This window comes from Kitasatospora sp. NPDC093102, assembly GCF_040683915.1.
In the GTDB taxonomy this organism is placed as follows: Bacteria; Actinomycetota; Actinomycetes; order Streptomycetales; family Streptomycetaceae; genus Kitasatospora.
The window spans coordinates 247,401-259,877 of sequence record NZ_JBFBFA010000006.1; the positions used below are offsets into that span (position 1 = coordinate 247,401).

Sequence of the window (12,477 nt, forward strand, 5' to 3'; positions counted from 1 at the left end):
GCGTTCCCTTCGCTGTCGGGGAGGAGTAGAGTCCCGGCGACCTCTTCAACAAACCGTTGAAATTCTGTATCGCGGAAACTAGTCTCCACCTTACAGAATCGAACTCGCCGACAGGCGGGTTCCGATCGAGGAAGTTCCCCGAGGAACCTCCCACCGGAGCTCCCCTCGCCAGGCTCAACCGTCTTAGGAGTGTCCTGCTCATGGCTGCAGATCAGGGGCCCTCCCCCAGCCTCCGGCCGGGGGTACCCCCAACCGCCTCCTCTCTCGCCGCTCCGGTCGTCACTGTCGCCGGTCCTCGCGTCCACCGGGCGGAGGAGGTGCTCACGCCGGAGGCGATCGCCTTCGTCGGCGGGCTCCATCGCGCCTTCGAGGGGCGCAGGCAGGAGCTGCTGGCCAGGCGGGGGAGCCGCCGTGCCGAGATCGCCGCCGCCGGCACGCTGGACTTCCTCCCCGAGACCGCCGAGATCCGGGCCGGGGACTGGAAGGTCGCCGAGGCGCCCCGTGCGCTCCAGGACCGCCGGGTCGAGATCACCGGCCCGACCGATCGCAAGATGGTCGTCAACGCGCTCAACTCCGGGGCGAGGATCTGGCTCGCCGACTTCGAGGACGCCACCTCCCCGACCTGGGAGAACGTGGTCAGCGGCCAGGTCAATCTGATCGACGCCTTCGAGGGCCGGATCGACTTCACCAGCGAGGCGGGGAAGGCCTACACCCTCAAGCCCGCCGCCGAGCTGGCCACCGTCGTGGTTCGTCCGCGCGGCTGGCACCTGGACGAGAACCACCTGCTGGTCGACGGCGCCCCGGTGGCCGGCGCGTTCGTCGACTTCGGCCTCTACTTCTTCCACAACGCCGCCCGACTGCTGGCCAAGGGTGCGGGGGACCCGAACTCCGGCCCGTACTTCTACCTGCCGAAGACCGAGAGCCACCTCGAGGCCCGGCTGTGGAACGACGTGTTCACCCACGCCCAGGCCGAACTCGGCATCCCGCACGGCACGATCCGGGCGACCGTGCTGATCGAGACCATCACCGCCGCGTTCGAGATGGACGAGATCCTCTACGAGCTGCGCGACCACGCGGCCGGCCTCAACGCCGGGCGCTGGGACTACCTGTTCTCGATCGTCAAGAACTTCCGCGACGCCGGCGAGCACTACATCCTGCCGGACCGCAACAGCGTCACCATGGCCTCGCCGTTCATGTCCGCCTACACCCGGCTGCTGGTGCAGACCTGCCACAGGCGCGGCGCCCACGCGATCGGCGGCATGGCCGCGTTCATCCCGAGCCGCCGCGACCCCGAGGTCAACGCGGCCGCGCTGGAGAAGGTCAAGGCGGACAAGGACCGGGAGGCCGGCAACGGCTTCGACGGCTCCTGGGTCGCCCACCCCGACCTGGTGCCGGTCGCCCGGGCCTCCTTCGACGCGGTGCTCGGAGAGCGCCCCCACCAGAAGGACAACCCCGGCCCGGCCGAGCCGGTGACCGCCGCCCAGCTGCTCGACATCGCCGGTGCCGGTGGCACCTGCACCCACGCGGGGCTGCACAACGCCGTCCAGGTCGGCATCCGCTACATCGAGGCCTGGCTGCGGGGTTTGGGCGCCGTCGGCATCTTCAACATGATGGAGGACGCCGCCACCGCCGAGATCTCCCGCTCGCAGATCTGGCAGTGGATCCACAACGGGGTCGTGCTGTCCGACACGGGCGAGAAGGCCACCGCCGAGCTGGTCCGTGGCCTGGTCGCCGCGGAGCTGGCCGGCCTCCTCGCCGGGCTGGGCGAGGAGGCCTACAGCGCCGGCCGTTGGCGCGAGGCCGCCCGGCTCTTCGAACAGGTCGCCCTGGCCGAGGAGTTCGTGGACTTCCTGACCCTTCCCGCGCTGCCCCTGCTGGGCTGAGTCCGACCCACCCGCCGGCGCCATCGCTGCCGCCTGCCAGGCTGCGGCACTCCGGCGGCCCACCACTCCGTTCCGTACGGCGACGAATCCACCTGTCCTCTCGTCGCCGTACGGAACGGTCTTTTCCACGTGAGGAGTTCACTCATGACGCGCATGTTCTTCAACGGCCAGGCGATGGTCGGCGGCCCCTTCCACGCCAAGGTCGCCGACTCGCTGATCGGGCCGGCCCGGACCGCCCCCGGCTACCGCTTCTTCTCCATCGACCACAGCGGCGGGACGGACGTCTGTCCGGGGCTGCTGGCCGACCCGGAGGCGGACACCGCCATCGAGGGCGAGCTGTACGACATCCCGCTGGAGCGGCTGCGGGACGTCATCCTGCCGGGCGAGCCGCGGGAGCTGGAGCTGGGCGTCATCAAGCTGGAGGACGGCTCCGCGTGCCTGTCCATGCTGCTCTCCCGGGGCGAGCTGGAGCGCGGCGTCCACCGCGAGATCACCCACCACGGCGGCTGGCGCGCCTACCTGGCGACGATCGGGCGCACGGCCTGACGAGGAGCAGGAACAGCGACCTGACGAGGAGCAGGAACAGAGACCTGACGAGGAGCAGGAGCAGAGAGCACGGAACAGATTTCAGCGAACAGATGATGAAATCTGTCATCTGTTCGCTGAAATCCGTCCGCCGTGCTCCGGAGGCACGCCACGGCCCCGGACCCTCGCCGTGGGTCCGGGGCCGCGGTCCGTACACCCGCCGGGGTGGACGGAGTCCGGGGGCGCACCGTCCCTGGGCGCCCCCGGAGTGCGGGTGGGCGTCAGACCGGACGGGCCGCCAGCTCGCGGGCGGCGCGCGCGCAGTCACGCGCGATCCGGTCCTCGTCGACGGTGGTCAGCTGCCCCTTCTCGACCACCGCGTTGCCGTTGACGAACAGCACGGACAGCGGCGGCAGCGCCCCGAAGGTGAGCGCGGCGACCGGGTCGGCGATGGACGAGTGCATGATCCCGTCGATCTTCCACAGCGCCAGGTCGGCGAGCTTGCCGGCCTCGACCGAACCGATCTCGTCCTGCCGGCCGAGCACCCGGGCGCCGCCCATGGTGCCCAGGCGCAGCGCCTGCCGCCCGGTGAGCGCGGCGGGGGAGCCGTGCAGCCGGTTGATCAGCAGGGCGTTGCGCAGCTCGGTGCCGAGCTCGCCGGACTCGTTGGAGGCGGTGCCGTCGACGCCGAGGCCGACGGGGACGCCGGCCCGGAGCATGTCGGGCACCCGGGCGATGCCGGCCGCCAGGCGGGCGTTGGAGGACGGGCAGTGGGCGACGCCGGTGCCGGTCTCGGCGAACTTGGCGATGTCGGAGTCGTTCATGTGCACGCAGTGCGCCATCCAGACGTCCTCGCCGAGCCAGCCCACCGACTCGAAGTAGTCGGTCGGCCCCATGCCGAACAGTTCCTTGCAGAACTGTTCCTCCTCGGCCGTCTCCGAGCCGTGGGTGTGCAGCCGGACGCCCTTGCGGCGGGCGAGTTCGGCGGACTGGCGGAGCAGGTCGGTGGAGACCGAGAAGGGCGAACAGGGCGCGATGGCGACGTGCAGCATCGAGCCGAAGGAGGAGTCGTGGTACCGGTCCACGGCGGCTTCGGAGGCGGACAGGATGTCGTCCAGCCCCTCGACCGCGTGGTCCGGCGGCAGCCCGCCGTCCTTCTGGGAGCGGTCCATCGAGCCGCGCAGCGCGGTGAAGCGCAGGCCGAGCTCCCGGACGGCCTCGATGGAGGCGCCCAGCACGTCGCCGCCGTCCTCGGGGAAGACGTAGTGGTGGTCCGCGGCCGTGGTGCAGCCGGACTTGAGCAGTGCGGCGGCGGAGCCCTGGCTGGCGGCGTGTACGAGCTTCTCGTCGATCCGCGCCCAGGTCGGGTAGAGGGCGACCAGCCAGTCGAACAGGATGTCGTCCTGGGCCAGGCCGCGGGTGATCCACTGGTAGAAGTGGTGATGGGTGTTGACCAGGCCGGGGGTGACCAGGTGGCCCTCGCCGTTGATCCGGCGCACCACGTTGTCCAGCCACGCGGGGGCGGGGCCGTCGCCCACCGCCTCGATGGTGTTGCCGAGGATGACCACGTGGCCGCGGGCGTACTCGGTGTCGTTCGCGTCCACGGTGGCGATCGCGACGTTCTCGATCACGATCCGCTGGTCCGCGGGCGGGGGCTGGACTGCCATGGCGTGACTCCTATGGGGGAGGGCCGGGAGGGGCGCGCACCGAAGGGCGCACGCCCTCCCCGGCCGGTCAGGACGGTGTCGCCGTCGGCACCGTCGCGCCGGAGGCCTGGCCGGACCTGGTCCGGCGGGCGGCCCCGACGTGGTGGAAGAGCAGGTTGAGCAGGACGGCCGCCACGGAGCCGGCCGAGATCCCCGAGTGCATCAGGGTCCGGACGGCCTCCGGGAAGGAGTCGTAGAACGTCGGCACGGCGATCGGGATGATGCCGACACCGAGTGAGACCGACACCAGGATGGTGTTCGAGCCGGACTCCATCCCCGCCTCCGCGAGGGTGCGGATGCCGCTGGCCGCGACCGTGCCGAAGAGCACGATCCCGGCGCCGCCGAGGACGGGCTGCGGAACCAGGGAGACGACCGAGCCCAGCACGGGGAACAGCCCCAGCAGGACCAGGATGACTCCGCCGGCCGCGACCACGTAGCGGCTGCGGATCCTCGTCAGCGCCACCAGCCCGATGTTCTGGGCGAAGGCGCTGGCGGCGAAGCCGTTGAAGACGGGGCTGAGCGCGGTGGCCAGACCGTCGGCCCGCAGGCCGGCGGCGAGGGTGGGCTCGTCCGCCTCACGATCGACGATCTTGCCGAGGGCGAGCATGTCGGCGGTGGACTCGGTCATCGAGACCATCATGACGATGCACATCGAGACGATCGCGGCGGCGTCGAACACCGGCGCGCCGAAGTGGAACGGGGAGGGGAGCGAGAAGACGTTCGCGTCCTTGACCGCGCCGAAGTCGGCGAGCCCCAGCGGGAAGGCGATCAGGGTGCCGAACGCCAAGCCGATGAGCAGCGACAGCTGCTGCCAGAAACCGTGCAGCAGCCGGTTGCAGAGCACCACCGCGACGAGGGTGGTCGCGGCGAGGCCGATGGCCCGCATGGAGCCGTACCCGGGGGCGCTCGGCGAGCCGCCGCGCGCCCAGTTGACCGCCACCGGAAGCAGGGACACCCCGATGAGGGTGATCACGGTGCCCTGGACGACCGGGGGGAAGAACCGGATGAGCTTGCAGAAGTACGGTGCCGCGAGGAAGCACAGGAGCCCCGCGACGATCACCGCTCCGAAGATCACCGGGAGGGCGTCCTTCGGTCCGTGCTCCTTTGCTATGGCGATCATGGGCGCGACCCCCGCGAAGGAGACGCCGTTCACGAACGGCAGTCGCGCGCCGATCTTCCAGATGCCGAGCGTCTGGAGGAGGGTGGCCAGTCCGGCGGTGAACAGGCTGGCGGAGATGAGCAGGGCGAGTTCGGCGGCGGAGAGCCCGACGCCGGCGCCGACGATGAGCGGGGGTGCGACGACCCCCGCGTACATCGCGGCGACGTGCTGGAGTCCGGTGGAGAACAGCTTCACCGGGGGCAGCAACTCGTCCACGGGGTGGGTCCCGGACCGGGGCGGCTCGCCGGGGAGGTGTGCCGACGCGCCGTCCGGGCCGTGCGTACGTTCTGGGGTGGAACCGCCGTCTGTACTGCTGGTGTTGCTGGGTGCCATGTCGAGCCCCTCTTGTGCCCGTGGCTCCCGGCGCGCCCGTGACGCTGGAGTGCGGCTGGTGCTGGTGTGACCGAGGGCGGGACGGCGGTGCAAGGATCCCTCGGCCGGCCTCTCCAGTGCCCCGGGCCGGCCGCCGTGAGGCAGACACGAACTCCGGTGGGTGGGGGGTGGGGGTGGAGAAACTGCTGGTACGGGTGGAACGCGCGGTGGTGCGATGGTGGGGCCGGTGGAGCGGCCCGCCCGGACTCGACCGGCCCGTGGGGGCCGGAGGGTGCGGCGATTCCGGGCGGAGTCCACCTGGTGGTGGCGCGGGGAGGTCAGGCGACCGGGATGACCGGGACGACGCCCTCGCGGTGCACGGTGCCCTCGATCAGGCCGTACATGCGGTCCGCGGCGAAGTAGACCTCGTTGTCGTTCTTGAGGCCGAACGGCTCCAGGTCGACCAGGAAGTGGTGCTTGTTCGGCAGTTCGAGCCGGACCTCGTCCACCTCGGCGCGATTGTTGAGGACCCGGGTGCCCATCGCGTGCAGGGTCTGCTGCAGCGAGTAGGAGTAGGTCTCGGCGAAGGCCTCCAGCATGTGCCGCTTCACCTGGGTGTAGGAGCGGTTCCAGTTGGGCTGGGCCTCGCCGTCCCTGCCGCTGTAGCCGAACTTCCAGCGGGCGGTGACCTGGGTGGCGAGGATGCGGTCGTAGGCTTCCTGGAGGGTGGTGTAGCCGTCCTTGATGTAGCCCCAGAACTCCGAGTTGGTGGAGTTCAGGACGACCAGGTCCTTCAGACCGGAGATCACCTGGACGGACTCGCCGTCGTAGACGATCTCGCTGGTGCGGGTCTCCTGGCCGCTGCGGACGAAGGAGTGACCGACCTCCTCCGAGCCGATGAAGCGGGCCGAGCTGTCCGGCGTCCGGATCCGTTCCCAGGCGTACTCCTCGATCCGGATCCGGGCGCTGTGCACGACGCCGCGCTCGGTGTCGTCGACGAAGTGGCGTGCCAGGAGGATGCCGAAGGCCTCGGCCGACTCGATGCCGTACTTCTTGGCGAAGGCGTAGACGGTGTTCTTGGTGGTGTCGGTGGGAAGGCAGTTGGCGTTGGACCCGGTGAGGTGGACGTCCTCGAACTCGCCGCGGAGCGAGACCGAGACGTTCAGGTCCTTGATCTCGTGCCGGGTGGAGTCGCGGTGGATCCGGACGATGCGGTTCTCCGCCTTGCCGTACTGGTTCTGACCGAGCACGTGGGCCATGACGTGGCTCCTAAGCTTTCAAGGTCGGTCCACTAGCTTCCGCGGTAGACCGAGTATCCGAACGGGTTGAGCAGCAACGGCACGTGGTAGTGGTGCTGTTCGGGCGCGACCGTGAAGACGATCGAGACCTCGGGGAAGAACGGCGGCTCGGAGGACTTGAGCGCGTGGTACGCGCCGGTGTCGAAGAGCAGCCGGACGACCGAGCCCGCCTCCACGGCCGGCAGGTCCTTGGCCCGGCCGTCGGAGTCCGTGGCGGAGGTGCCGAGCACCTGCCAGCCACCCTCGGTTTGCAGTGCGAGCTCGACCGGGACGCCCTCGGCCGGGTGGCCGAGGCTGGTGTCGAGCACGTGGGTGGAGATGCCAGTCATGGGTGGAGTGACCTTACTGATGGCAGAGGTGATGATGCGTCAGTTTCCTGATGGGATACCCGGAACGGGTCGGCAAGAACTGGAACGGCGAGCCGTCAGGATGCGTCGAGCAGGCGGTTGAGCCGAATGTCGTTGATCTTGCGCAGCTCCCCTCGGACGATCTCCGTCTCGGTGGCGGCGTCGTTGGGGTGGCGCTCGCGCAGGGCGGCGAGCATGCCGACCGCGGTGCGGCCGGTCGCGCAGATCAGGAACACGTGGCCGAACTTGGCCTCGTAGGCGGCGTTGGCCTCGTGCAGTTCGTCGAGGATCGCCCGGTCCACGCCCTGGATTCCGGCCTGTTCGCGCTCGGAGGTGGCGTCGCCCGCCGTGGGCTTGCCGATCCGGGCGTGGCCGGCCATCGCGTCGCGCAGGTCCTCGGTCGTCAGCGACGCCATGGCCGCCGAATTGGCGGCGAGCAGGGCCTCGCGGTCGGACCAGGGGCGGGCCTGCGCGATCGCGGCGGCCCAACGGGGGCTGGAGCATACCTCCAGCAGGATCTCTTCCAACTCCGCGGCGTCCGCCGCGGCCAGGGCGTCAAGGGCGTGGGGATGGCTGGTCACGAGTGGACCTCCTGAAGAGTGGTGCCACCCGGAAAAGCTAGATCGGCCCCACCCGGCCGTCAACACTTTGTTGAACGGTTGGTGGTTACGTTTTGAACCGGGCCGCGGTGCCGGGCCCTTTCGTGTGCGATTCGCCAAGTGTGCCCCGCCGCAGGCCGATCCAGTCCTGCCGTGCCGGCGGGGTCACCCGTTCGGAAGCCCCCCGGGACGGGGGGCGCAGGCGCCCCGAAGGGCGCCGAACCGGGGCGTCAGGACGACTTCGCGCCGTCCTGGCGGTTCAGGTAGTTGTACACGGTGAAGCGGCTGACGCCCAGGGCCGAGGCGACGGTCTCCACGCCGTGGCGGACGGTGAAGGCGCCGCGCTCCTCCAGGAGGGCGACGACTCGCTGCTTCTCCAGCCGGTCGAGCTCGGCCAGCGGGCGGCCGTCGAACTGGCGGGTCATCTCGGCGAGCAGCCGGTCCAGTGCGCTGCCCAGGTGCGGCAGCCGGACGGCCAGGGCCGGGGCGCCCTCCCACTCCAGGACCACGTCGTCGGGCTTCGCCTCGTCCAGTGGGACGGGCGTCGCGCCGATCGCGGCCAGCAGCGGCTTCACCGCTGCGGCGAGCGGGTGTTCCGCGTTCTCGGTCACGGCGTACCGCCCTCCTCGCCCAGCACGCTGACCTGGACCGAGATCCGGGTAGCCCCGGCGTCCAGGGTCTCCTTGAGCAGCTTGGTCACCGCGGCGAGGACCTGCGCGGCCTCACCCTCGGCGCCGGTGCCGAAGGGGCCGACCGACACGGCCAGGCCGGCCTCGTTGACGGCCTTGCGGGCCGCCGCGGCGTGCTCCGGGAACGTGTCCAGTTCGAACGGTTCTGTCGTGAACTCCACCATCAATCGCACGGGGTCACTGTAGCGAGCAGGTGTGCGGGCGGGCAGGGGCCGGGTGATCGAACAGTCCGGCCCTCGGGTGCGGCGCATGCCCGGGGGCTCTTCAACAAAATGTTGCGACTCTCTTGACACTCGCTCGGCGGGCCGGAGATGCTTCCACCACACAGAATCCCTCTTCCGGATCGTGGAAGTTGCGGATGAAGGAAGAGAGATGAGAGGTGAGTGACGTGACGGCGGCTGCCAAGCACGGCTTCACGGTCAACCTGTCGATCCTGTTCGGCGAACTGCCGCTCCTGGAGCGCCCCGCCGCGGCCGCCGCGGCCGGCTTCACCGCCGCCGAACTCTGGTGGCCCTTCGGGCAGGAGCACGACCCCTCGCAGGCCGAACTGGACGTGCTGCGCAAGGCGTTCACCGACGCCGGCGTGCGGCTCACCGGCCTCAACTTCCTGGACGACCTGAGCATGGGCGCTCGCGGTACCGTCTCGGTGCCGTCCGAGCGGGACCGCTTCCGCGCCAACGTCCCGGTCGCCGTGGAACTCGCCGCCTCGCTCGGCGCCACCGCGCTCAACGCGCTGTACGGCAACCGGATCGAGGGCGTCGACCCGGCCGAGCAGGACGCGCTCGCGCTGGAGCACCTGGTGCTCGCCGCGCGGGCCGCGCACGGAATCGGAGCCGTCCTGCTGATCGAGGCCCTGAACAGGGCCGAGTCGCCGGACTACCCGCTGGTCTCGGCCGCCGCGGCGGTCGAGGTGGTCGACAAGGTCAACGCCGCCACCGGCCTGGGGAACGCCAGGTTCCTCTGCGACCTGTACCACCTGGCCAGGAACGGCGAGGACCTGGCGGCGGTCATCGACACCCACGCCGACCGCATCGGCCACGTGCAGATCGCCGACAACCCGGGCCGCAACGAGCCCGGCACCGGAGAGCTGGACTTCGAGGACCTGTTCGCCCGGCTCACGGCCGCGGGCTACACCGGCTCGATCGGCCTGGAGTACCGCCCCTCCACCGGCGTCAGCGCCGACAGCTTCGGGTGGCTGCCGCGCGAGCTGCGCGCAGCCGGATAGCGGAGCCGCCAAGTAGCGGAGCCGCCGAGCCGAGCCTCCGGGCAGCGCGCCGCGGACCCACCCGACCTCCCACCCGCACACGTAAGGAACTCGACGCGATGAGCCGCAAGATCGCCTTCATCGGCCTCGGCATCATGGGCAGCCCGATGGCCGCCAACCTCGTCAAGGCCGGCCACCACGTCACCGGCTTCAACCTCACCCAGCCGCCGATCGACGCCCTGGTCGCGGCCGGCGGCCACGGCGCCACCAGCATCGCGGACGCGGTGAAGGACGCCGAGGTCGTCATCACGATGGTCCCGGCCGACCCGCAGGTCGAACAGGTCGTCCTGGGTGAGGGCGGCGTGCTGGAGAACGCCAAGCCCGGCACCCTGGTGATCGACATGTCCTCGATCACCCCGCAGACCTCGATCAAGGTCGAGGCCGCCGCCGGGGAGAAGGGCGTCCGCACCCTGGACGCCCCGGTCTCCGGCGGCGAGGCCGGCGCGGTGGAGGCCGTCCTGTCGATCATGGTCGGCGGCGCCGCCGAGGACTTCGCCGAGGCCAAGCCGCTGTTCGATGTGCTGGGCACGACGGTCGTCCACGTCGGCCCGTCCGGTGCCGGCCAGACCGTCAAGGCCGCCAACCAGCTGATCGTCGCGGTCAACATCCAGGTGCTCGCCGAGGCCGTGGTGTTCCTGGAGAACGCCGGCGTGGACCTCGCGGCCGCGCTGGACGTGCTCGGCGGCGGCCTGGCCGGCTCGACCGTGCTCAACCGCAAGAAGGCGAACATGCTGAACCGCGAGTTCGCCCCCGGCTTCCGGATCGACCTGCACCACAAGGACATGGGCATCGTCACCGACGCCGCCCGTGCCGTCGGTGCCGCGCTGCCGGTCGGCGCCGTGGTGGCCCAGTTGGTCGCCTCCGCCCGGGCCAATGGCGACGGCTCGCTCGACCACTCGGCGCTCCTGCGTGGCGTCGAGCGGCTCTCCGGGCGCGAGGTCGAGTAATCCCCCTCGGGGGTTCCCGCGTGGAGCCCCCGTCCCGAGCTCCTCCTGGCGGCGTGTACCCATCCGGTCGTGCCCGCGCCGTCAGGAGGCCGGACCCGACCGGCGTGCGGGCCGGGGCTCATCCGCCCGCCCGTCGGTCGATCCAAGCCGGTGACGCGTACGTCCCCCTGGGGGCACTTCGGTCGTGCCCGGTACGCGTCGCCCGGCCTCCTCCCCGCCGAGGGGAGCCTCTCGTGCGTCGGAAGCGGGACGAGTGGAACGGCGGGGAGGGGGCGCACCTCAGGGCCGCCCGGGGCGGGGCCGCGCCTCAGGGCCGCCCGGGACGGGGGCGCACCTCAGGGCAGCCCAGGGCGGGGCCGTGCCCCTTCGGAACGCTCCGAACGGGGTCGCATCCCCTCGGAGTGTTCCGTCCCGGCCACTCCGGCCGAGGAGCTCGCACCCCCGGGCCGGCCGGCCCCATGCTGGACGCACGTCGTACCACCACCGCCAGACCCGTACGGAAGCGAGGACCGCGCCATGCCCCCCACCCCCCACCAGGGCCATGTGGTCGTCGCCCCCGACAAGTTCAAGGGCAGCCTGGACGGCGCCGAGGTGGCGGCCCGGATCGCCGCCGGCATCCGGCGCGCCGCGCCCGGCACCGAGGTGCGCGAGCTGCCCGTCGCCGACGGCGGCGAGGGCACCCTGGCCGCCGCGCTCGCGGCCGGCTTCAGTCGGGTCCCGGCCAAGGTGGCCGGTCCGACGGGACTGCCGGTGGACGCCGCACTGGCAGTCCGGGACGACACCGCCGTGGTCGAGCTGGCACAGGCCTCCGGTCTCGCCCGGCTGCCCGGCGGGCGCACCGCCCCGCTCGCGGCCGGGTCCTACGGGGTCGGCCAGCTGATCGCCAAGGCTGTCTCGCTCGGCGTCAAGCGGATCGTGCTGGGCCTCGGCGGCAGTGCCTGCACGGACGGTGGGGCCGGCATGGTGCAGGCGCTCGGGGTGCGGCTGCGTGATGCCGACGGCGTCGAACTCCCGCCCGGCGGCGCTGCGTTGCGCAGGCTCGCGGAGATCGACCTCGGCCCGCTGGCCGACGCCCTGGGCGGCGTCGAGGTCGTGGTGGCCTGCGACGTGGACAACCCGCTGCTCGGGCCGCGCGGCGCCACCGCCGTCTACGGCCCGCAGAAGGGCGCCGACGGCGAGGACCTGGTGGTCCTGGAGGAGGGGCTGACCAGGTTCGCCGACCTGGTCGCCGAGGCCACCGGACGGGACGTCCGGGAGGCGCCCGGCGCCGGCGCCGCGGGCGGGGTGGGCTTCGCCGCCCTCGCCCTGCTCGGCTCCACCATGCGACCCGGCATCGAGCTGCTGCTCGAACTGCTGGGCTTCGACGGGGCCGTGCGTGGGGCACGCCTCGTTGTGACCGGAGAGGGTTGCCTGGACGCGCAGACGCTCCACGGCAAGGCCCCCGCCGGAGTCGCCGCGGCGGCCGCCCGGGCGGGGGTTCGGGTGGCCGCCGTGGCGGGTCGGCTGGAGCTCTCCGAGCCGGAGTGGCGGGCCGCCGGCTTCACCGCCGCCGTCGCGCTGACCGACCTGGCCGAGGAGCCGGGGGAGAGCATGACCAGGGCCGCCGAGCTGGCCGAACTCGCGGGGGAGCAGCTGGCCGCCCGGCTGTTGCCGCGCTGAACCCTCGTGCGTTCATCCATTGACGTTTTGTTGAAGGCGGGCCTAGGCTCCCGGCAATCCCTCGCCACCTCCCGCGTTCCACCGGCTCC

11 protein-coding genes and 1 pseudogene are annotated in these 12,477 nt (G+C 71.5%); 5 read left to right on the forward strand and 7 right to left on the reverse strand.

What is annotated here, in order from left to right; genetic code table 11:
- Nucleotides 1-290 precede the first annotated feature (290 nt).
- Nucleotides 291-1,883 (forward strand): annotated as a pseudogene (gene aceB, locus AB0O11_RS11785) (malate synthase A); the annotation flags it as partial.
- Between the two features lie 144 nt (nucleotides 1,884-2,027).
- A complete protein-coding gene (locus AB0O11_RS11790) occupies nucleotides 2,028-2,429 on the forward strand; it encodes a gamma-glutamylcyclotransferase (protein ID WP_363384476.1) in 402 nt (133 codons plus the stop codon).
- A 260-nt stretch (nucleotides 2,430-2,689) separates the two neighbouring features.
- Here AB0O11_RS11790 and AB0O11_RS11795 read toward each other — a convergent pair whose 3' ends face one another.
- The 7 genes from AB0O11_RS11795 to AB0O11_RS11825 form a co-directional block, all read right to left on the reverse strand.
- Nucleotides 2,690-4,075 carry an 8-oxoguanine deaminase gene (locus AB0O11_RS11795; protein WP_363384478.1) on the reverse strand — a complete coding sequence of 462 codons (1,386 nt, stop codon included), beginning with the start codon at nucleotides 4,073-4,075 and terminating at the stop codon, nucleotides 2,690-2,692.
- 67 nt (nucleotides 4,076-4,142) lie between these two features.
- Nucleotides 4,143-5,606 carry a nucleobase:cation symporter-2 family protein gene (locus AB0O11_RS11800; RefSeq protein WP_363384481.1) on the reverse strand — a complete coding sequence of 488 codons (1,464 nt, stop codon included), beginning with the start codon at nucleotides 5,604-5,606 and terminating at the stop codon, nucleotides 4,143-4,145.
- Nucleotides 5,607-5,923: 317 nt separating this feature from the next.
- The gene (gene pucL / locus AB0O11_RS11805) at nucleotides 5,924-6,844 is read right to left on the reverse strand and encodes a factor-independent urate hydroxylase (RefSeq protein WP_363384484.1); all 921 of its coding nucleotides are present in this window, start codon (nucleotides 6,842-6,844) and stop codon (nucleotides 5,924-5,926) included.
- A gap of 32 nt (nucleotides 6,845-6,876) precedes the next feature.
- A complete protein-coding gene (gene uraH, locus AB0O11_RS11810) occupies nucleotides 6,877-7,212 on the reverse strand; it encodes a hydroxyisourate hydrolase (RefSeq protein ID WP_224275184.1) in 336 nt (111 codons plus the stop codon).
- A 95-nt stretch (nucleotides 7,213-7,307) separates the two neighbouring features.
- Nucleotides 7,308-7,811, reverse strand: coding sequence for a 2-oxo-4-hydroxy-4-carboxy-5-ureidoimidazoline decarboxylase (gene uraD, locus AB0O11_RS11815; RefSeq protein WP_363384488.1), 504 nt, complete (start codon nucleotides 7,809-7,811; stop codon nucleotides 7,308-7,310).
- 248 nt (nucleotides 7,812-8,059) lie between these two features.
- On the reverse strand, nucleotides 8,060-8,440 hold the full coding sequence (locus AB0O11_RS11820) for a helix-turn-helix domain-containing protein (RefSeq protein ID WP_363384491.1): 381 nt from the start codon (nucleotides 8,438-8,440) through the stop codon (nucleotides 8,060-8,062).
- Nucleotides 8,437-8,682, reverse strand: coding sequence for a thiamine-binding protein (locus AB0O11_RS11825; RefSeq protein WP_363384737.1), 246 nt, complete (start codon nucleotides 8,680-8,682; stop codon nucleotides 8,437-8,439). The genes AB0O11_RS11820 and AB0O11_RS11825 overlap by 4 nt, the downstream gene beginning before the upstream one ends.
- Nucleotides 8,683-8,897: 215 nt before the next feature.
- On the opposite strand from AB0O11_RS11825, the gene AB0O11_RS11830 reads away from it, so the two are divergent.
- From AB0O11_RS11830 to AB0O11_RS11840, 3 genes are all read left to right on the forward strand, one after another.
- Nucleotides 8,898-9,743 carry a TIM barrel protein gene (locus tag AB0O11_RS11830; RefSeq protein WP_363384493.1) on the forward strand — a complete coding sequence of 282 codons (846 nt, stop codon included), beginning with the start codon at nucleotides 8,898-8,900 and terminating at the stop codon, nucleotides 9,741-9,743.
- 98 nt (nucleotides 9,744-9,841) lie between these two features.
- Nucleotides 9,842-10,729, forward strand: a complete 888-nt coding sequence (locus tag AB0O11_RS11835; protein WP_363384495.1) for a 2-hydroxy-3-oxopropionate reductase — start codon at nucleotides 9,842-9,844, stop codon at nucleotides 10,727-10,729.
- 516 nt (nucleotides 10,730-11,245) lie between these two features.
- Nucleotides 11,246-12,388 carry a glycerate kinase gene (locus tag AB0O11_RS11840; RefSeq protein ID WP_363384498.1) on the forward strand — a complete coding sequence of 381 codons (1,143 nt, stop codon included), beginning with the start codon at nucleotides 11,246-11,248 and terminating at the stop codon, nucleotides 12,386-12,388.
- The last annotated feature ends 89 nt before the right edge of the window (nucleotides 12,389-12,477 follow it).